20 protein-coding genes are annotated in these 19,956 nt (G+C 37.2%); 19 read left to right on the top strand and 1 reads right to left on the bottom strand.

All coding sequences use genetic code 11. The features are described 5' to 3' along the window. The first annotated feature begins 414 nt into the window (after positions 1-414). The gene (locus tag ACQKMV_RS12455; protein WP_427504265.1) at positions 415-2,376 is read left to right on the top strand and encodes a methyl-accepting chemotaxis protein; all 1,962 of its coding nucleotides are present in this window, start codon (positions 415-417) and stop codon (positions 2,374-2,376) included. Between the two features lie 56 nt (positions 2,377-2,432). On the opposite strand, the gene ACQKMV_RS12450 is transcribed toward ACQKMV_RS12455, so the two are convergent. Beyond that, positions 2,433-3,827, bottom strand: a complete 1,395-nt coding sequence (locus ACQKMV_RS12450) for an alanine/glycine:cation symporter family protein (protein ID WP_427504263.1) — start codon at positions 3,825-3,827, stop codon at positions 2,433-2,435. A gap of 280 nt (positions 3,828-4,107) precedes the next feature. On the opposite strand from ACQKMV_RS12450, the gene ACQKMV_RS12445 reads away from it, so the two are divergent. The 18 genes from ACQKMV_RS12445 to ACQKMV_RS12360 all read left to right on the top strand — a co-directional run bounded on the left by ACQKMV_RS12445 (position 4,108) and on the right by ACQKMV_RS12360 (position 19,928). Continuing rightward, positions 4,108-4,398, top strand: coding sequence for a hypothetical protein (locus tag ACQKMV_RS12445; protein ID WP_427504261.1), 291 nt, complete (start codon positions 4,108-4,110; stop codon positions 4,396-4,398). Positions 4,399-4,448: 50 nt separating this feature from the next. After that, on the top strand, positions 4,449-5,147 hold the full coding sequence (locus ACQKMV_RS12440) for an aspartate/glutamate racemase family protein (RefSeq protein ID WP_427504260.1): 699 nt from the start codon (positions 4,449-4,451) through the stop codon (positions 5,145-5,147). Position 5,148: 1 nt separating this feature from the next. Then, entirely contained in the window at positions 5,149-6,192 is a 1,044-nt protein-coding gene (locus tag ACQKMV_RS12435) for a P1 family peptidase (RefSeq protein ID WP_427504259.1), read from the top strand. Positions 6,193-6,534: 342 nt separating this feature from the next. Beyond that, positions 6,535-6,948: a hypothetical protein gene (locus ACQKMV_RS12430; protein ID WP_427504258.1), complete on the top strand. Its 414-nt coding sequence runs from the start codon at positions 6,535-6,537 to the stop codon at positions 6,946-6,948. Continuing rightward, entirely contained in the window at positions 6,918-7,352 is a 435-nt protein-coding gene (locus ACQKMV_RS12425) for an alpha/beta hydrolase family protein (protein WP_427504256.1), read from the top strand. The genes ACQKMV_RS12430 and ACQKMV_RS12425 overlap by 31 nt, the downstream gene beginning before the upstream one ends. 131 nt (positions 7,353-7,483) lie before the next feature. After that, positions 7,484-7,654, top strand: coding sequence for a hypothetical protein (locus tag ACQKMV_RS12420; protein WP_427504255.1), 171 nt, complete (start codon positions 7,484-7,486; stop codon positions 7,652-7,654). A 485-nt stretch (positions 7,655-8,139) separates the two neighbouring features. Next, entirely contained in the window at positions 8,140-8,832 is a 693-nt protein-coding gene (locus tag ACQKMV_RS12415) for a M15 family metallopeptidase (protein ID WP_427504254.1), read from the top strand. Further along, positions 8,829-9,623, top strand: coding sequence for a M55 family metallopeptidase (locus ACQKMV_RS12410; RefSeq protein WP_427504252.1), 795 nt, complete (start codon positions 8,829-8,831; stop codon positions 9,621-9,623). Before ACQKMV_RS12415 ends, ACQKMV_RS12410 begins: the two co-directional genes overlap by 4 nt. Positions 9,624-9,646: 23 nt before the next feature. Continuing rightward, the gene (locus ACQKMV_RS12405; RefSeq protein ID WP_427504251.1) at positions 9,647-10,711 is read left to right on the top strand and encodes a dipeptide epimerase; all 1,065 of its coding nucleotides are present in this window, start codon (positions 9,647-9,649) and stop codon (positions 10,709-10,711) included. A 170-nt stretch (positions 10,712-10,881) separates the two neighbouring features. Further along, positions 10,882-12,705 (top strand): peptide ABC transporter substrate-binding protein, encoded by a 1,824-nt coding sequence (locus ACQKMV_RS12400; protein WP_427504250.1) that lies wholly within the window; start codon positions 10,882-10,884, stop codon positions 12,703-12,705. A 191-nt stretch (positions 12,706-12,896) separates the two neighbouring features. After that, the gene (locus tag ACQKMV_RS12395; protein ID WP_427504248.1) at positions 12,897-13,841 is read left to right on the top strand and encodes an ABC transporter permease; all 945 of its coding nucleotides are present in this window, start codon (positions 12,897-12,899) and stop codon (positions 13,839-13,841) included. Beyond that, the gene (locus ACQKMV_RS12390; RefSeq protein WP_427504247.1) at positions 13,841-14,815 is read left to right on the top strand and encodes an ABC transporter permease; all 975 of its coding nucleotides are present in this window, start codon (positions 13,841-13,843) and stop codon (positions 14,813-14,815) included. Before ACQKMV_RS12395 ends, ACQKMV_RS12390 begins: the two co-directional genes overlap by 1 nt. Before the next feature lie 9 nt (positions 14,816-14,824). Next, the gene (locus ACQKMV_RS12385; protein ID WP_427504246.1) at positions 14,825-15,886 is read left to right on the top strand and encodes an ABC transporter ATP-binding protein; all 1,062 of its coding nucleotides are present in this window, start codon (positions 14,825-14,827) and stop codon (positions 15,884-15,886) included. After that, positions 15,876-16,823 (top strand): ATP-binding cassette domain-containing protein, encoded by a 948-nt coding sequence (locus ACQKMV_RS12380; protein WP_427504244.1) that lies wholly within the window; start codon positions 15,876-15,878, stop codon positions 16,821-16,823. Before ACQKMV_RS12385 ends, ACQKMV_RS12380 begins: the two co-directional genes overlap by 11 nt. Then, positions 16,820-17,752 (top strand): S66 peptidase family protein, encoded by a 933-nt coding sequence (locus ACQKMV_RS12375; protein WP_427504243.1) that lies wholly within the window; start codon positions 16,820-16,822, stop codon positions 17,750-17,752. Before ACQKMV_RS12380 ends, ACQKMV_RS12375 begins: the two co-directional genes overlap by 4 nt. Positions 17,753-17,761: 9 nt before the next feature. Further along, positions 17,762-18,547, top strand: a complete 786-nt coding sequence (locus tag ACQKMV_RS12370) for a serine hydrolase (protein ID WP_427504241.1) — start codon at positions 17,762-17,764, stop codon at positions 18,545-18,547. Continuing rightward, the gene (locus tag ACQKMV_RS12365; protein ID WP_427504240.1) at positions 18,544-19,353 is read left to right on the top strand and encodes a C40 family peptidase; all 810 of its coding nucleotides are present in this window, start codon (positions 18,544-18,546) and stop codon (positions 19,351-19,353) included. Before ACQKMV_RS12370 ends, ACQKMV_RS12365 begins: the two co-directional genes overlap by 4 nt. 134 nt (positions 19,354-19,487) lie before the next feature. Next, the gene (locus ACQKMV_RS12360; RefSeq protein WP_427504239.1) at positions 19,488-19,928 is read left to right on the top strand and encodes a hypothetical protein; all 441 of its coding nucleotides are present in this window, start codon (positions 19,488-19,490) and stop codon (positions 19,926-19,928) included. Positions 19,929-19,956 lie beyond the last annotated feature (28 nt).

Raw genomic sequence — 19,956 nt, 5'->3', positions numbered from 1 at the left:
GAATCTAAAAAGGATGGCTCCTGTACAATACAGAAACCATCTCTTAGCTGCTTAATCTCTTTTTTTAGTTTGTCCTTGACTTGGGTACCACATTAAGCAGCGATTTCTCTTTTTCTTGTTCGACCAAGTCATTCTATTTTTTTACCTTATTTCTCTATTAATAATGGCAGAATAGAAGAACTTATGTTAGTTAAATCAACAATATGAAAAAAGGGGTTTGAATTTATGGATTTCGTCCGATAAAAGCCTAGGGTGAAATTTCATCGATAAAAGAAGGGTAGGTTGTGAACAGTATAGGGAAGCGGCATTCTTTTTGAGTCTTAATCATCGAGTATAGTGCCAGTAAAAGAAAACACAAAATTATACAAAAACACACATCTTAAGAATTAATGAAGACAAGAGGAGAACTGTTGCATGAAAAAATTATTTGGAAGCTTTAAGAGTAAGCTCTACACATTATTTGCTCTTATTTTACTAATCCCAGTTATTACTGTTGGTAGTTTTGCGTATCTTTCGGCTAAAAATTCGATAAAAGAAGAAATATTATTTAGTGCAAATGAAAGTGTAAATTTGTTAAATACGGTTATTGATAAAACCATAAGTGAAAAAGTAAACGACATTAATGTTCTTAGCGAGGAAATAGATGCTTCTAAGTATGAACAGAAGGGAGCCGCAATATTAACAGATTTCCATGAATATATGGAGATGAATCCAAATGTTTTAAGCGTTTATATTGGAACGAATGATGGGGAAGTAATTCTAGAACCGAAATCTAATAGCGCGGATTATAATGTTTTAGAAAGAGATTGGTATAAAGAGGCTACGGCTTTAAAGGGCGAAACTTTAATAACAAATCCTTATGTTGATGCAGGAACTGGGGAAATGGTCGTTACCATTGCTCGCCAAGTAAAAGATCAATCTGGCGTAGTAGCTATTGATATTAAATTAACAGATATTCAAAAAGTCGCAGATTCAATCAGTATCGGAAAAAATGGATATCCTTCTGTTTTTGATGAAAATAGAATGGTCATTTCACATCCTACTTTAGCAGCAGGTACGGAATTAAAAGACAACTTCATCGATAAGATGTATGAAAGCAAGTCTGGCACGTATGAATATGTCTTTGACGGTGAAGACCGTATTATGTTCTTTACAACGAATGAATTAACGAATTGGAAAATTACCGGCACAATTTTTGCAAAGGAAATTGACGAATCAGCATTACCCATTTTAAATCATACATTACTCGTGTTAATTATTGCGATTGTCATAAGTACGATTGTTTTCTATTTTGTTATGAAGGGAATCATAAAACCGATTAGATCGCTCAAGGATAGTGCAGTAACTATTAGTAAAGGTGATTTAACAGAGAAAGTGACTATTACTTCTCATGACGAGATTGGACAGCTAGGACAAGCCTTTAACGAAATGCAAGAGAATCTAAGGACACTTATTCAAAAAATAGAACAAAATGCTGAAGATGTAGCATCGTCGGCAGAAGAACTAACAGCTAATGCCACTCAAACGAGCATTGCCACAGAAAAGGTGGCCATTTCTATTCAAGATGTTGCCACGAGTGCAGACACACAAACGACTAGTGCCAATAAGAACGCAGAATCGTTACATGAGCTTTCAACGGCCATTCTTCATATCGCAGAGATTTCTTCTACTGTGACGGATCTTTCACAGCATGCAACGCTACAAGCAGATGAAGGTGGAAAAGCAGTCCGAGATACAAAAGATCAAATGCAATCCATCCATTTATCAGTAACGGATTCAAATATTAAAATTCAAACATTACATGAACGCTCTCAGCAAATTTCATCTATTTTAGATGTGATTACAAGCATTGCAGATCAAACTAACTTACTTGCTCTCAATGCAGCGATTGAGGCGGCAAGAGCAGGGGAGCATGGAAAAGGATTTGCAGTGGTTGCAGATGAAGTAAGAAAGCTGGCGGAGCAATCACAGGAATCAGCCAAACAAATTTTTGAACTAATCCATGGTATTCAGTTAGAAACAGAACAATCAGTAAATATCATGGCGAAAGTTACAGAGGATGTTCAAAATGGTCTACATGTATCGGATGAAGCCATCACAAAATTCCAAGTGATTAAAGCAAGCATGGATAAAATTACACCTAAAATGGAAGAGGTATCTTCTGCATCTGAACAAATGTCAGCGAGTGTACAAGAGGTAACAGCTGTTACAGAGGATTTAGCTTTCTCAGCAAAAGGAAATTCAGCTGCTTCAGAGGATGTAGCGGCTTCTACAGAGGAACAACTAGCTTCAATGGAAGAAATTAATGCTTCGGCACAAGCTCTAGCACATATGGCAGATGAGTTAAAACAGCTAATTAGTCAATTTAAATATTAATAAAATCAGGCATAACAAAAAACGCCATTCCGTTGAGGAGTGGCGTTTTTGTATAATTATCGATCTTCTTCCCAACAATCTGTATTTTTCAATGATGGGATTGATTTTGCATAAAAAACAGGGTTTTTGCCTGCATTTCGTTGTCTTGTAAAGTCGTCTAACACGCTGAAGGCAATTTTGCCAAGTATCATGATGATCGCAATATTTATTATAGCCATTAATCCCATGAACAGATCTGCTAAGTTCCAAACAAGTTGTACTTTTGCAATAGAACCAAACATCACCATAGCAAGAACTAAAATACGATAGCCAAACATCCAGCCTTTATGAGCATTCATAAACTCAATATTAGATTCACCGTAATAGTAGTTTCCAACGATAGAACTAAAGGCAAAGAAAATAATAGCAATAGCGATGAAGTAAGGAGCCCATGCACCTACATGTACAGCTAAGGAATTTTGTGTAAGAATAATTCCATTACTTTCACCAGTATTATATAGACCCGCTAAAATAATGATAAACGCTGTTGCAGAACAAATCATAATTGTATCAAAAAATACACCTAAGCTTTGCACTAATCCTTGCTTTGCAGGGTGAGAGGTATTTGCTGTAGCTGCGGCATTAGGAACACTACCCATACCGGCTTCATTAGAAAATAAACCACGACGTACACCTTGCATAATAGCAACCCCAATCGCTCCACCAGCAGCTTCACGAAGACCAAACGCTTCTGTGAAAATCAGCTTAAAAACGGCAGGTATTTCAGACAGATTCGTCACAACCACATAAAGGGCTACAGCTAAATAGAAAATCGCCATCACGGGTACAAGTACTTGCGTAACTTTTACAATTCTATGTATGCTACCAAAAATAATCATGGCAGTTAACACAACTAACATAATACCAATGATATAAGGCTTAATATGGAATGCCTCACCTACAGAAGTTGCAATCGTATTCGATTGTACCGCATTAAAAATAAAGCCAAAGCTTAACGTTAAAAGAATACTAAAAATGATTCCTAATTTTCGTTGACCTAATGCTTTTTCCATATAATAAGCTGGTCCACCACGGAACGTATCACCATCTTTTACCTTGTACACCTGTGCAAGCGTACTTTCAATAAAAGCAGTTGCCATTCCTAATATGGCGATAATCCACATCCAAAATACTGCTCCAGGTCCACCTACTCCGATTGCTAATGCAACTCCTGTAATATTACCAGTACCTACACGTGAGGCTGCGCTAATCGTAAAGGCTTGGAACGGAGAAACACCTGACTCTCCTTCTCTTTTTTCCACTATTAAACGAAACATCTCAGGGAAAAGTCGAATTTGCACAAACTTTGTACCAAATGAAAAATACAATCCTGCAGCTAATAACAATGTAATAATGAAATATGTCCATAAAATACTATTAGTATCATTTACAATATTCGATATCCATTCCATTTTGCTTACCTCCAATCTCAATACGCTTTAGTCTACACTGTTTTTTTGTAATATATCCACTTTTTGAAAATACTGAATTATATTAATTTTATGCGATGCAATATCGGATACTGCTAGTCCAATGTTTGTTTAGGATGTGGACATATGATGCCTATTTATACGTTAAAAATAGCAATCGATATAAATATTAGTGATGGTTTTTTTGTAGAAATTATATAGGGTGAAAATAATATAATGATACGAAAGAAAAATGCACGTTGTAATGAAAAGGAGGTTAGGTATGGCATTTTATTTTCTTTTATATTGGCATTTTCTGGTGATGATTATGGTGATTATGATAGTTGCAGGAAATATCACTTTTTTAATCCCAAAGTTTCTATCTATTGTTGTATTGATCATTAGTGGTTTAATAGGCTTTGTGTATTCGATATGCATTGATTTTAAGGATAGTATTTACTTTTTTATTAGTATTAATCTTGTTGTTACTTCTATCCCCATCTTATTAAGTAGATATTTACTATTCTTGAACAGAAAAGCTGAAGAAATGGAAAAAGGGTTTAAATTTTTTTGAAAATTCCCTTATTTAAGTTAGTATAATAGTAGAATAAAGGGGGAATTTATGTGAAAACTATTGGCATGATTGGCGGTATGAGTTGGGAGTCTTCTGCCGAATATTATCGTCTGATGAATGAAGAGGTAAAGCAACAATTAGGAGGCTTACATTCAGCAAAATGTATTTTGTATAGTGTAGATTTTCAAGAAATCGAGCATTATCAAGCTGAGGGAGAGTGGTCGAAGGCAGGACAAGTGCTTGCAGACGCGGCGCAATCTCTGGAGAGTGCAGGGGCAGAATTTATTGTTATTTGTACAAATACAATGCACAAGGTTATTGATATCATTATGGAAAAGATCACAATTCCGATTTTACATATTGCCGATGCGACAGCAAATCAAATAGAAAAAGCTAGTTTACAGAAAGTTGCCCTTCTTGGGACAAAGTACACGATGGAGCAAGATTTCTATCGAGCTAGAGTGGAGGAATTTGGCATTGAAGTGCTTGTTCCACTTGCTGACGAGCGTGCTGAGGTCAATCGTATCATCTATGAAGAATTATGCTTGGGCAAAATTGAACAAGCATCGAAGGACTATTATTTACAGGTGATTGGGAACCTTGTGCAATCGGGAGCACAAGGAATTATCTTAGGCTGTACAGAGATTGGATTACTTATTAAACAGGAAGATGTGAACGTACCTGTTTTTGATACGACAGTTTTACATGCACAAGCTGCTGTAAATATGGCGATTCATAAGGGGGACTAATATGCCAAAAAAATTACGAGAAATAGGAATCGTCATTGGAACGTTACCAACTGGTGAGAAAAACTGTATTACCGATGTAGCTGGTGTACGTGTTGGTCATGTAACGCTTGACGAAGAAATTAATCAAGATGGTGCTTATGCTTGCACAGGAGTAACTGCGATTTTACCGCATGAAGGCAATTTATTTCAGCAAAAGGTTACTGCTGCAAGCTATGTGATAAATGGCTTTGGGAAAACGACAGGGCTCGTACAGGTGAATGAGCTTGGAGTTATTGAATCACCAATTATGTTAACGAATACATTTGGCGTTCCAGCTGTAACTCAGGGAACGCTGCAATTTATGTTAGATACAAATAGTGAAATTGGCCATTCGACAGGAACTATTAATATAGTAGTTGGGGAGTGTAATGATAGTTATTTAAACTCCATTCGAGAATGTCCTATCACACCAGAGCATGCTATAGAGGCAATTCGTAAGGCGTCAAATGAAACTTCAGAGGAAGGGGCAGTGGGAGCGGGAAAAGGAATGATGTGCTTTGGCTATAAAGGTGGGATTGGCTCATCTTCCCGAATCGTGACATATCAATCAACGAACTATACGGTAGGATGTATGGTCCTTAGTAATTTCGGGCAAAGCTCAGAGTTTTTAGCACATCAATACCTTGCTTCAAATGTTCAAAGTGAATCGACATTATCTCCGACAGATGGCTCCATTATCATCGTACTTGCCACAGATGCTCCGCTTAGTAGTCGTCAATTGACACGTGTCATTAAACGCTGTGGTATCGGTCTAGGACGTACAGGTAGTCATTTTTCACATGGCAGCGGAGATATTGTTATTGGCTTTACAACAGCACATCATATCGCTCATACATCAGCTGAGCTTGTTGAAACACTTACGCAGCTACGTGAGGATCATCCTATCATGAATCAATTATTTGCAGCTGCTGCAGAAGCAACAGAGGAAGCCATTTTAAATTCACTATCACAGGCAAAGACTACAATTGGTCGAGATGGACATAAGGTTGAAGCTTATCAATTTTAACTTTATGAATGATGGGATGTCATTAGATAAAATTGTGGAGCATATAAATTTTAGCTCTTTACTGTCAAATGATAAACAAATGCAAAATGTTTATAATAAAGATTGATAATTTGTAATAAAGTTTGATAAAAATCACCTCTTTTGTTTTTCATAGAGGTGATTTTTCATTGGATATTTATGTTAAAATTAATGTGAATATTGAGAAAAAATGTACTTAAACTACGATGCGGTTTTCTTGAAGAAGGAACATATAGCAAATGAAGATGCGAGAAAGGAGTGAGTTTAAATGGACAATATTAATTTTAGAGGTAAATAGAATTATTAATAAGAGAGGTATCACTAATGACAAAAATAATAATTGAAGAACGCATAGTGAATAACATACCGATTTTAAGTATTTATCAAAGTGAATTAAAGAAATGCCCATTAATCTTTTATCTTCATGGATACGGAGGAGACCGTGAGCAAGCGTTAGATTTTGGATATATGCTTGCCAAAAAAGGGTTTTATTATGTTAGTATCGATTGCAAAGATCATGGTATGAGGAAAACGAACACCGAAACTAACAAATTTTCTAAAGTATTTCCACCAGATACTGGTCTTGATTCTTATGTTCATATGCATGAAGTAATAGAACAGTCTGCATTCGATATACAAAGTCTCATTGAATATTTTAAAAGTAGAGATGAGATTGATAAGAATAAAATAGGAATATCAGTTTTTCAATGGGGAGATATGCAACATTTTATATCGTAGCTAATAACCCTGATATAAAAGTTACGGTTCCAATAGCTGGAAAGACATCTTTTGCAAAAGCATGGAAAGATAGTATCCTATCAACTGGTACTTATGAACAATGGAGAGAACCGATTCAGAATGCAGAGAAAGAAATAGCAAAAAGAACAGAGTATTTCCAAATGATAAATCCATATGAAAAGTTGAGTAATTTTTCACCAAAACCATTACTAATTATCAATGGTGATCAAGATACAGATTCACTATTTACTTATTCATTAGAACTCTATGAAAAGTTGTTACCATTGTACGCTGAACAGCCAGAAAATCTTCGACTCAGCATGCCTTTTGTCGATCACCAATTTAATTATTATATGAAGCTTGAAGCTTGCAATTGGTTTGAAAAGTATCTTGGTATTCATTAATTGGATACTATTTTTGACAAACCTGATTGTGCTAACGGGGTCTTACTTCAATATGGGGTAGAGCCATTTTTTTCTTAGACTAATGGTGCAGAATAGTGACAGAAGATAAAGAAATATAAGTGGAGGATTTTATGGAAATAATTTTTATGTTTATAGCAGGATTTATTGTTTTTATTATAGCTGTAATAGCGATTATTAAAGGAGTAACGCATAGAATAAAAAGTCCAACTGATGATTTAACAGAAGAAATTTCAAATCTTAAAAAGAGGGTCAATGACCTTGAAAATGAAAAGAAAACATAATTATTTTTTCAATTAAAGGGGGCGATTGTTCAATTAGAGCAATCGCTTCTTGTGCTTACGGTGCGGTTAGTTGAATAAAAAAGGCTATTGAATTGTAGAAGCTGCCGCCTGTACTTTGCAGGCGGCAGCTTTTTCAAATGCCAGAAGCGAAGCGGCAGCGAAAAAGCCCCCAGTCGGAATGGAAATCATTCGTCATTTTTTATTATATTTCGGTAATCTTCTACCCAATCCGTGAATAAAATTCCTAAATAGGTGAAAAAACATCATCTTTCTACTCCTTGCATAAATTATTTGGCGTATCTTGTTCGAAAAGAAGAGAATAGCTATTACTCTGTAAGATTTCTTTTTTTATCTAGTCAATAAATTTAGAGTATGATACATTCATTAAAAACTGAATTATCCGAAAATTTTATCGAAACCTGAAATTGGAGGTGTGTACTATACACGACGCTGTTTTTCATCCTATTGAGGTAAACAAAAATTCAATGAGGGAATCAACGCCAGCAATTCGTGAAAATGGCGAGCCATTAATTCAAATCGGAAAAGAACATTCGAGGATCTTTGTTCACCCAATTTACTATCATCAAAAAATACCAAATAGTTTACAAGCCATTTATTTACGTCAAAGTGTGTATGAACGATTAACACAAGCGCTGTTATTATTGTCTAAAAATTATAGCCTTATCTTATATGATGGCTATCGTCCATTCCAAGTGCAACAATTTTTGTTTACGAGTTTTTCTAAGGAAATAGCTCAACTTTTTCCTCATTTTACTGAGCAAGAAGTTGTAAGAGAAACGCGCAAGTATGTTGCGTTTCCTAGCATTAATCATGCTCATTTTGCCCCTCATTTAACAGGTGGGGCAATTGATGTGACACTAGGAGATTTAGACGGCAATGCTTTAAATTTAGGTACTGCATTTGATGAAATTAGTGAAAAGTCTGCGACACGCTATTTTGAACAACATCCAGAGGAGGATTGGGAAGCATGTGTTCATCGACGTCTTCTCTATAACTGTTTGACAATGGTTGGGTTTACAAATTATTCAGAGGAATGGTGGCATTACGATTTTAATAATGCTTCATGGGCAAGACGTATAGGTGCGCAAGAAGCTAATTATGGAGCTGTGGAAGCAATTATCCAAGACAATAAAGTAAAGGAGTTTCGATTTCTATGAAGGTCTATATTAGTGCAGATATTGAAGGGATTACTGGAACAACGGTTTGGAGTGAGACGGAGCTAAACGCGCCAGATTATCAGTTTTTTCAAAAGCAAATGACAAAGGAAGTAGAAGCCGCTATAGAGGGGGCTATTCTTGGTGGAGCAACCGAAATTTTATTAAAGGATGCTCATGATTCAGCACGTAATCTAGATATTTCTAATCTACCAGTAAATTGCAAGGTCATTCGTGGTTGGACGTATGACCCGATGTGTATGGTTGCGGGACTTGATAAGAGCTTTGATCGGGCGATTTTTATTGGCTATCACAGTAAAGGAGGAAGTGCGCGTAACCCTTTAGCACATACGCTTTGCGTTTTTGCTGATGTGAAAATTAATGGTGAGTATGCGAGTGAATTTTTAATTAATACGTACGCTGCTGCTTTACATGGTGTTCCAGTTTCGTTTGTCAGTGGAGATGTGGGGTTAACAGAAGAAATTCAATCTATCAATGATAACATCATCACATTTGCCACAAAAGAAGGGATAGGAAATGCGACCATTAGTGTAAGTCCGCAGCTGACGATTATGGAAACGAAACGACTTGTTGAGGACTCAATGAAGGTGGCGCGTGAAGATTTGCAAGTACCATTACCTGAGCGCTTTATAGTGGAAATCATTTATCGGGATCATACGCGAGCATATCGAAATTCTTTTTATCCGAATGCTACGTTTAAACCACATAATACAGTTGAATTCGTAACGGATGATTTTTATGAGGTGCTTCGAATTTTACAGTTCTTAACATAAGTAACGAAAAGGTAGGTGAAGCAATGAAGATTAAAAACATTGTCGTGGGGAAGGTAGAAGCACCGCTTATAACACCGTTTAAAACAGCACTACGAACAGTGCATAGCATTCATAATATTGCCGTTTATGTTCACGCTGATAACGGGCAAATAGGTATCGGTGAAGCGGCACCGACTGCAGCCATTACTGGTGAAACGCTGGGGTCTATTTCGTACGCTATCGAAGAGTATATAAAGCCAGCCATTATTGGGATGGATATTGAAGAGTTGACAGAAGTCATGGAGCGAATCGACAACAGTATTTATCAAAACACCAGTGCAAAAGCCGCGGTAGATATGGCGATTTATGATTTATTTGCGAAGCACTATCAAACACCTCTGTATAAATTACTAGGGGGGTATCGTAATGAGCTAGAAACAGATATTACGATTAGTGTAAATGGTACTGAAGAAATGGTGAAGGATAGTATAGCCGTGGTACAGCGGGGGTTTCAGATTTTAAAAATCAAGGTTGGCAAGGATCCAACAGATGATGTGGCGCGAGTTGTTGCCATTCGTGATGCAGTTGGACACGCCATAACATTACGTGTTGACGCGAATCAGGGCTGGACACCGAAGCAGGCTGTACAAATTATTGGTGCACTTGAAGATGCAGGTACGAATGTTGAATTGGTTGAGCAGCCTGTTCATTGTCATGATCTTGTAGGAATGCAATTCGTGACGGCTCATACATTGACAAATATTTTGGCGGATGAAAGTGTTTTCTCTGCAAAAGATGCCTATACAATTATTGAAAAGCGAGCTGCAGATTTGATTAATATTAAGCTCATGAAAACAGGTGGCATTTATCAAGCGCAGAAAATTTGCCATATTGCGGAGGCAAACGATATACCATGCATGATTGGCTGTATGCTAGAGACTAAAATTAGCGTAAGTGCCGCTGCACATTTTGCCGCATCACAGAAAAATATCACGATGGTAGATTTAGACGGACCAAGTTTATGTTTGAAAGATCCTATTGCAGGTGGTCCAATATTTGAAAATGATCGAATAAGGATGACGGATGCTGTTGGAATTGGATTTTCATAATAAAGTGCAGCTTCAATTAGTGAGGGGGTTCGTCATCCCTACTGACTGTAAATAGAACCAATCGGGCTTTATGGATAGTTGATCTCTCACTTTTATTTTTTGTTTCGCTATAGTGGGATTTTCACTGTCTCTTTATGTAGATAAATAAGATTACTAGGGGGATGCTTATTATGAAAAGGTATTGGTTGCTTTTCGCGTGTCTTGTTGTAATGCTTTGTGCAGCCTGTAGTGATGATTCTTCAAATGAAAAAAAATCAGAGTATCGAGTTGTTTATTCAGGGGAAATAAAAACGTTAAATTACTTAAAAACCTCTGAAACGAATGAGTTTGCTGTGGCGGCGAACTTGATCGATGGATTAATTGAGTATGATAAGTATGGTGTTGTACAACCAAGCTTAGCAAAAGAATGGTCATCAAATGACGATGCTACAGTTTGGACGTTCAAGCTCCGTGACGATGCAAAATGGGTTACGCATGACGGGAAAGAGTATGCGAATGTTGTTGCTCAAGATTTTGTAGATGGCTTACATTATGTACTTGATGCAAAAAATGAATCATCAACAGCTTGGATTGCTACGGTCGTAAAAAATGGGGAAGCCTTCTATAACGGTGATATGACAGATTTTACGAAGGTTGGCATAAAGGCAATAGATGAACATACAGTAGAATATACTTTAGAAAAGCCAACACCTTACTTCCTATCTATGTTGAACTATGTCTGTTTCTTCCCGGTTAATGGTAAATTTATAGCGGAAAAAGGTGATAGTTTCGGTACAACTAATGATAATTTCCTTTATAACGGCTCTTATATTTTAGATAAATTTGAACCGCAAAACGAGCGAGTACTTGTGAAAAATGATACGTATTGGGATAAAGACCAAGTTCTGATTGATCGTATTCGCTATAAATACAATAAAGAAGCGGCTACAGTGGCACCAGAATTATTTTTACGAGGAGAAATTGATTCAGCGAGTATTCCAACTTCTATCATAGATGAGTGGTTTAAAGACGATAAGAAAAAATCCCAACTTCGTCAAACACAAAATAACTTCTATACGTATTTCTATGCATTAAACTTTAATCCGCAATTTGATGCAGAATATGAGCCTGAAAATTGGAAGAAAGCGGTCAATAATAAAGATTTCCGAAAATCTCTATTCCATGCATTTGACCGTGAATCTGCAATGCTAACTTTAGAACCTTATAATCCAAAAGATTTGCTTAGCAACACGATTACTCCTAAAAACTTTGTCGATGTGGAGGGAGTTGACTATACACAGTTAACACCACTAGCTGATATTGCAAATAACGATTCCTTCAACAAAGAGAAGGCATTGGAATACAAAGAAAAAGCGAAAAAAGCGCTTGAAGGAAAAGTAACTTTCCCAATAAAAGTGGTAATGCCTTATAACTCAGGAATGCCAGATTGGGCAAATCGTTCACAAGTGGTTGAACAGCAGATTGAAAAATTATTAGGCTCTGAATATGTAGATATTATCATTGAGGCCGGACCATCAACAGGCTTTTTATCAGAGGTTCGTAAACCGGGTAAATTTGCATTACTCGAAGCAAACTGGGGTCCAGACTATGCCGATCCATCAACGTATACGGACCCATTCACTGCAGACGGTACTTATAATAAACCAGAGCTAGCTGAAGGCTATACAGAAGCAAACGGAAAATCAAAATATCAAAATTTAGTGGACGAAGCAAAGGCAACGATCGATACAGCAAAACGTTACGAACTGTTTGCCAAAGCGGAAGCCTTCTTAATTGATGAGGCATTTGTTATTCCTTATTCAGTAGGGGGTAGCGGCTATGTTGCCTCTAAATTAAATCCATTTGAGGCTCAATACTCTCCATTTGGTGTGACTGCTGAGAAATTTAAAGGTCAGCGAGTTTTAAACAAACCAATGAGTAACGATGAGTTTAAAGAAGCTTTAGCGAAGTGGGAGCAAGAGCGTGCGGATGCGTTAGCTAAAGCGGCGAAATAAATGTGAAACTTCATTCAATGCCCAATGATTGATGGCTGATACAATCGGGCATTAGGCAGTTAATGCAAAAATATTGGGATTATTGCTACATTCAAGAAAAATGTTCAAAAGCGCTAAGTATGTATGAAGGAGATACCGAAATTTCAAAGTCGGCATCTCCTTTAGTCTTTCTGAAAAAGGAGGATGAAGTGATGCTGTGGTATATAGGTAAACGTTTATTACAATCAGTTTTAACACTATTTATTATTATTACGATTGTTTTTTCATTACTACGTTTAATGCCAGAAGAAGGTTATTTAGGGGCAGCAGCGAATAAAATGTCACCTGCACAACAAGAAGTATATTTAACGAATTTAGGTTTACGTGCCCCGTTACTTGTGCAGTTGGGAAATTTTTATTCCAAGCTGTTTCATGGTGATTTAGGTAAATCCGTTACATATCGGACAGATGTACCAGTCGTCACGATTATTGCAGATAAGATCATGTATTCGTTGCTATTTGGTTTAGGTGCGGTTGCGCTATCTCTTCTAATTGGAGTTCCGCTCGGCATATTGATGGCCCAGATGAAGGGACGCTGGTTGGACCGCTTAGGGACTGGCTATATTGTCATTATTGTTGCAGTGCCAGCCGCCGTCTATTATTTAGTCATTCAAATGTATATTACAGAAATATTTCATTTACCAATGCTTTTTGATGAATATAATCCTATTACTTGGATTTTACCACTGACTTCAATGGCGTTAGCACCGACAGCCTCCTATGCCATGTGGATGCGGCGCTATATGGTAGATGAACTCAACAAGGATTATATTAAGCTAGCGAGAGCAAAGGGAGTTAAAGAGCGTACATTAATGTTTAAACATGTCCTAAGAAATGCCTTTATTCCGATGGCACAGTATTTACCAGCGACTATTCTTTTTACCATTACAGGTTCCATCTACATTGAGTCCTTATATTCCATTCCTGGTATGGGGGGCTTACTCGTAGATGCTATACAGCGACAGGATAATACAATTGTACAAGGCTTAGTGCTTGTGTTCTCTTCACTTGGAATTATCGGACTAATTTTAGGTGATATTGCAATGGCACTTGTAGATCCACGAATTAAATTAGGGAAAGGGGAGAGTGTACGTTAATGGGAATGTATTCAGAAGAAATAAACAATATCTCAAACAAATCTCGTGAAACATTGTTCGAGTTTGCAGAAGTAGATGAGCGTCAGGCTGAGGAAACAGCATACTCTAATTATTCCTATTGGCGTTCTACTTGGAAATCCTTTTTGAAAAATCGTATCGCCGTCTTTCTATTAGTTGGCGTGCTTATTATCGTAGGTTTCACCATTTTACAGCCTTATTTACCAGCGCAAAAATCACCGACTGAAATATATTTAGATGAACAGACAGGTCTCCAAGCACGTAATATTGCTCCAAACGGTGAATTTTGGTTTGGGACAAATTCCATTGGGCAGGATTTATGGTCACGTATTTGGGCAGGGACAAGGACCTCGTTATTTATTGGCTGTGTGGTTGCTTTAGTAGAGGCTATTGTTGGTATTACGATTGGTACGCTTTGGGGCTTTTCGCGAAAATTAGAGGTACCTATCACACAGCTTTACAACGTCGTTGATAACATACCGACAACGATCGTACTTATATTAATGTCTTATATTTTGCGGCCAAGTATTTCAACTATTATTATTGCCATGTGTATTACCGGTTGGGTAGAAATGGCAAGATTTATACGCAATCAAATTGTTATTTTGCGTGATCGTGAGTATAACTTAGCCTCAAAATGTTTAGGAACGCCCGATTATCGAATTATTTTAAAAAATCTATTACCCTATCTCATTTCCGTCATTATGTTACGAATGAGTCTTGCCATACCATTTGCAATAGGCTCAGAAGTATTTTTAACATATATCGGATTAGGACTACCGATTAGTGAGCCGTCTTTAGGAAATTTAATCAATGAAGGACGGGTACTCATGATGTCTTCAGAATTAAGATATCAGCTCATTTTTCCAAGTATTGTATTAAGCGTCATTACGATTGCATTTTATATTATAGGAAATTCATTTGCAGATGCAGCAGATCCGAAAAATCATGTATAAAGGGAGATGATGGAAGTGACGCAAGCTAAATCACCTATTTTAACCATCCAAAACCTTGTCATTAAATTTACACTTCGTGGCAGAGTGCTAACGGCTATTCGTAATATTTCCCTCGATTTGTACAAAGGTGAAAGTCTTGCAATCGTTGGCGAATCTGGTTCAGGAAAATCAGTTCTAATGAAATCAATCATGGGCTTGCTCGATAAAAATGGTTATATTGATCAGGGGAAGATCATCTACAATGATCAGGATTTAGCACAGTTTAGAACCGAGCGGGAGTGGCTTAGCATTCGTGGGAAAGAAGTGGCAATGGTTACACAGGATCCAATGACATCATTAAATCCACTGAAAACGATTGGCAAGCAAATTGAGGAATGTGTTATTTTACATCAGAATTTAAAGGGCAAGGTAGCATACGAAGAAACCTTGAAATTGTTAAAGGATGTTGGCATTCACGATGTGGAAAAGCGCTATAAGCAATATCCTCACGAATTTTCCGGTGGCATGCGTCAACGAATTGTGATCGCTATTGCACTAGCATGTAAGCCTAAGATCTTAATTTGTGATGAGCCAACAACTGCATTAGACGTAACAATTCAAGCACAAATTTTGCAACTTTTAAAAAATCTTCAACAAAAATATGGACTAACAACTGTTTATATAACGCATGATTTAGGGGTTGTAGCGAAGGTTGCAGACCGTATTGCAGTTATGTATGCAGGTGATGTCATCGAGGTGGGAAAGACACATGAAATTTTCTTTAATGGCAAGCATCCTTATACATGGGCACTCATTTCTTCATTACCGCAACTTGGCTCAAAAGGGGAGCAGCTATATTCTATTAAGGGTACTCCACCAAATCTTTTCCAAGAAATAAAAGGTGATGCCTTTGCACCTCGCAATCAATATGCGTTAAAGATTGATTTTGTCGAGCGTCCTCCATTTTTTCAGGTGAGTGACACACATTATGCTCGTACATGGCTATTAGATCCACTTGCGCCGAAAGTAGAGCCTCCTGAAGCACTACAAGCTTTTTTCGCAGAAGGGAGACGATACGCGCATGAGTCATAAAGAAGTGTTAGTTGAAGTAAAAAATTTAAAGGTTGTTTTTGGGAAAGGCAAAAATAAATTTATAGCTATTGATGATGTCAGCTTCGATATTTTTAAAGGTGAAACATTTGGTTTAGTAGGTGAATCAGGTTCTGGAAAAACAACAATAGGCCGAGCAATTATGCGTATCAATGAAGTAACCGAAGGACAAATACTGTATCACGGTAAGAAACTAAATGGCAAAATATCGAAAGAGTGGGATCGAGAAATTACACAGAAAATCCAAATGATTTTTCAAGATCCTATGGCATCGCTAAATGAATGTGCAAAGGTAGACTATATTATTTCAGAGGGACTTATTAATACAAGAAACTTTAATAACGAGGCTGATCGCCAACAGAAGGTACGCGATGCATTATTAAATGTAGGATTATTACCGGAGTTTTCTAGTCGCTTCCCACATGAATTTTCAGGGGGGCAGCGTCAGCGTATCGGCATTGCACGTGCATTAGTAATGGAGCCAGAGTTTATTATTGCAGATGAACCGATATCAGCACTAGACGTATCCATTCGTGCACAAGTATTAAATTTACTAGCGAACCTACAGCAGCAAAATGATTTAACTTATTTATTCATTGCTCATGACTTATCAGTAGTCCGATTTATTACTGATCGAACTGCTGTTATTTATAAAGGTAAAATTGTTGAACTAGCAGAGACAGAAAAGCTGTTTGCTAATCCCGTTCATCCTTATACAAGGGCATTATTATCGGCAGTACCTGAGCCAAATCCTTATAAGGAGCGTGACAAAGTGGTAGAAATCTATGATCCGTCACAGCACCGTTATGACATTCAGCCACCATCATTTATTGAAATAGAAGAAGGTCATTTTGTCTTGGCCAATGAAGAGGAATTGGAATGGTACCGAACTTCACTAAAAATGGAGGTAAATAAATGATTCGTCCAAAGGCATTGAAAAAAGGTGACACAATTGGTCTTATAAGTGCTTCAGGTGCAACCCCACCTGAAAAATTTCTCCCTGCCGTTCAAAGTATTGAAAAGCTAGGTTTTAAGGTTGTCGCGGGGGAAACTTGTAGGGCAAGGCATGGTTACTTAGCAGGCTCTGATGAACTAAGAGCTTATGAAGTTAATCAAATGTTTAGCGACTCTAACATTGACGGTATCTTCTGCATACGTGGAGGTTACGGAGCGACGAAAATTTTACCGCTTCTGGATTTCGATATGATAAAAGCAAACCCAAAAGTATTTGCTGGCTATAGCGATGTGACGGCATTACATATTGCTTTTAACCAAAAATGTGGCTTTGTCACTTATCATACACCAATGCCCTCTACAGAATTTATTCGGCCGGAGATGGATCAATATACATGGAATTCCTTTATCGAAAGTGTGACAGCAACAGAACGTACAGATTACTACCTTGAAAACCCACCTGGACGTACAATGACAACGCTTGTAGCTGGAAAAGCAACAGGTCAGCTTATTGGTGGGAACTTAACACTAGTTACAGCATCCCTTGGCACACCTTATGAAATAGATACAAAGGGCAAAATATTATTTTTAGAGGATGTAGACGAGAGTGAGCAACGTGTTGATCGCATGCTTACGCAATTAAAATTGGCAGGTAAACTAGATGAGGTGGCAGGTATCTTATTAGGAGCTTGGACAAATTGCGGTCCTGAAGAACCAAAACATCCAGAACATAGCCTATCACTACAAACAATTTATCAAGAAATTTTAGGTCCACACAATATACCTATCATGAAGGACATTACTTGCGGTCACTGTTTACCAACGATGTCATTGCCATTAGGTCGAACTATCACAATGGACACGGAGAATCAAATGATAAAAGTTATAGAGTAGGTGTGAAATATGAAGCAAACGATTACACGGATTCTTCAAAAAGCACCCTATAAAGTGCATATGTTTGTGAAAGATTGTAAAACGGAGCATTTTTATATTAGTGAAAAAATAGAAGACACGTTTTCCAGTGCTAGCTTAATTAAAGTGCCTATACTACTTGCTGTTCTAAACTATTTAGAAAGCAATAACCTATCATTAGAGCAAGAGATCAAGATAGCACCAGAAGAATGGGTTGATTATAGTATTATTAGTGAGCAGCGCCTAGAGCAAAGTACCATCTATGAGCTTTTAGTATGGATGATTATTACGAGTGATAATACAGCAACAAATGTACTAATCGATTTTCTAGGGATGGATGCACTCAATCAATATTTTCGTCAAATTGGGCTACTACAAACAATGATTCAACGAAAGATGATGGATTTTGAGAGGCTTGCAAAGGGCTTTGATAATACTACTTCAGCACGTGATATGGCACTGCTATTTTCACGAATTTATCGCAGGGACTTGTTATCATCAGTATTTAGTGATCTAACGATAGATATTTTAAGTCGTCAACGTGTACACGAATCACTAAAACGTTATTTAGTAGATGATGTGAAGCTTGCTCATAAAACAGGTGGTCTTGATACGGTAGATCATGATGTTGGGATAGTTTTCAACAGCTCTGGGGATTATCTTATTGGCGTTTTCGTCACTGAGGTTAGAAATAATAATCATGCAAGACAGCTAATTGGTCGTATTTCCAAAGTTGTTTATGATTATTTGGTGAAGCGGAAGGAGATGATAGAATGAATGCCATTGTGACGTCAATGATTGCAAATTTACACGTAAAGCCAGATGAAGCCTCAGAATTAGTGGATGAGGTACTATACGGTATGACGGTTCAAATCATGGAAGATATAGATGAAAGCTGGGTACGTATACAAACTGCTTATCGCTATGAAGGTTTTTGCCAGAAGGATAACTTACTAGTTGATGAAGCCAAAACGGATGCCTGGCTACAAAAGGCAAACCATTTTATTAACCAAAGCTTCGCCGATGTTTTGCAACAGCCTCGAATTCAAAGTACGAAAATGATGACGCTCGTTAAAGGATCGATCATCTGTTCGATTGCTATTGATGAGCTAGATCCTGAATGGGCGGCAGTGCAATTAGTGCCAGGTGAGATCGGTTACGTACGTAAGCAATGGCTACAAGAAAAAATTACAGTAAACAGCTTATCTGAGCAACAATTACGAGAAAATGTTGTCCAAACAGCGCTAAGTTATTTAGCAACACCCTATCGCTGGGGAGGAAAATCGCCGCTAGGTATTGATTGCTCAGGTCTGTGTTCAATGGCATATATGCTTAACGGGGTATATATTTATCGTGATGCCAAAATTGTTGAAGGTTTTCCTATCAAGGAAATATCTCTAAAGCACATACAAAAGGGAGACTTATTATACTTCCCAGGACATATTGCTTTATATATAGGGGATAACCTTTATATACATTCTTCACTTGGCGGGAATGAGGTCAATATTAATAGTCTGGATGACCAACATCAGCAATATCGGGAAGATTTGGCAACATCTATTATCGCTGTGGGCAGTTTATAAATAGAAAGTTTAGAGAAGCTTAACTTTGCTTCTCTTTTTCAATTTTTGTGATAAATCGAGAAAATATTGATAGAGTTAACCTATTTTCATTATGCTATAATGAAATCAAAATTAAAGGGATTGGAGGATATGAATTGAATCTAGAGTTAAAAGAGATGTTACGTTCTGTTTTAAAAGAAGAATTAACACCAGTGCATAAGCGACTTGACGGAATTGACCAACGACTAGATGGAATGGACCGACATCTTGAGACTATTGATCAAAGATTTGATGGTATTGACCAACGGCTAGATGGAATGGATGATCGCTTTGAAAATATTGATCATCAATTAGTCGGAATGAACAAACGTTTTGACGGAATTGAACTACGCTTAGATAAAATTGAAAATGATTTGCATGAACTTAAGTGTGATGTATATGAACTCAAAATTGGACAAGCAGAGCTTCAGAAAAATATTATCGAAAATTTAGGTGAGTTTACTGAAAAAATTGCTCAGCAGGTAGAAGGTAGAACTTACACTTTGAATAAAAGAGTCTTTGATATAGAAACTGTGATTTACAGATTAATAGGTTAGTATAAGAAAAAAATCTCCATGTCTATAA

The sequence above is a fragment of the Lysinibacillus sp. NPDC094403 genome, from assembly GCF_050278745.1.
Lineage (GTDB): Bacteria > Bacillota > Bacilli > Bacillales_A > Planococcaceae > Lysinibacillus.
Note: the sequence above shows the minus strand (reverse complement) of the source record. Positions and strands in the feature narration are given on the sequence as shown.

What these genes read in the sequence shown, in the direction of transcription:
- ACQKMV_RS12380 (WP_427504244.1), top strand. Translation starts at nt 15,876, where the DNA reads ATGAGTCATAAAGAAGTGTTAGTTGAAGTAAAAAATTTAAAGGTTGTT.
- ACQKMV_RS12450 (WP_427504263.1), bottom strand. Translation starts at nt 3,827, where the DNA reads ATGGAATGGATATCGAATATTGTAAATGATACTAATAGTATTTTATGG.
- ACQKMV_RS12400 (WP_427504250.1), top strand. Translation starts at nt 10,882, where the DNA reads ATGAAAAGGTATTGGTTGCTTTTCGCGTGTCTTGTTGTAATGCTTTGT.
- ACQKMV_RS12430 (WP_427504258.1), top strand. Translation starts at nt 6,535, where the DNA reads ATGACAAAAATAATAATTGAAGAACGCATAGTGAATAACATACCGATT.
- ACQKMV_RS12395 (WP_427504248.1), top strand. Translation starts at nt 12,897, where the DNA reads ATGCTGTGGTATATAGGTAAACGTTTATTACAATCAGTTTTAACACTA.
- ACQKMV_RS12385 (WP_427504246.1), top strand. Translation starts at nt 14,825, where the DNA reads ATGGAAGTGACGCAAGCTAAATCACCTATTTTAACCATCCAAAACCTT.
- ACQKMV_RS12425 (WP_427504256.1), top strand. Translation starts at nt 6,918, where the DNA reads ATGGGGAGATATGCAACATTTTATATCGTAGCTAATAACCCTGATATA.
- ACQKMV_RS12445 (WP_427504261.1), top strand. Translation starts at nt 4,108, where the DNA reads ATGGCATTTTATTTTCTTTTATATTGGCATTTTCTGGTGATGATTATG.
- ACQKMV_RS12455 (WP_427504265.1), top strand. Translation starts at nt 415, where the DNA reads ATGAAAAAATTATTTGGAAGCTTTAAGAGTAAGCTCTACACATTATTT.
- ACQKMV_RS12435 (WP_427504259.1), top strand. Translation starts at nt 5,149, where the DNA reads ATGCCAAAAAAATTACGAGAAATAGGAATCGTCATTGGAACGTTACCA.
- ACQKMV_RS12365 (WP_427504240.1), top strand. Translation starts at nt 18,544, where the DNA reads ATGAATGCCATTGTGACGTCAATGATTGCAAATTTACACGTAAAGCCA.
- ACQKMV_RS12370 (WP_427504241.1), top strand. Translation starts at nt 17,762, where the DNA reads ATGAAGCAAACGATTACACGGATTCTTCAAAAAGCACCCTATAAAGTG.
- ACQKMV_RS12375 (WP_427504243.1), top strand. Translation starts at nt 16,820, where the DNA reads ATGATTCGTCCAAAGGCATTGAAAAAAGGTGACACAATTGGTCTTATA.
- ACQKMV_RS12390 (WP_427504247.1), top strand. Translation starts at nt 13,841, where the DNA reads ATGGGAATGTATTCAGAAGAAATAAACAATATCTCAAACAAATCTCGT.
- ACQKMV_RS12415 (WP_427504254.1), top strand. Translation starts at nt 8,140, where the DNA reads ATGAGGGAATCAACGCCAGCAATTCGTGAAAATGGCGAGCCATTAATT.
- ACQKMV_RS12420 (WP_427504255.1), top strand. Translation starts at nt 7,484, where the DNA reads ATGGAAATAATTTTTATGTTTATAGCAGGATTTATTGTTTTTATTATA.
- ACQKMV_RS12405 (WP_427504251.1), top strand. Translation starts at nt 9,647, where the DNA reads ATGAAGATTAAAAACATTGTCGTGGGGAAGGTAGAAGCACCGCTTATA.
- ACQKMV_RS12410 (WP_427504252.1), top strand. Translation starts at nt 8,829, where the DNA reads ATGAAGGTCTATATTAGTGCAGATATTGAAGGGATTACTGGAACAACG.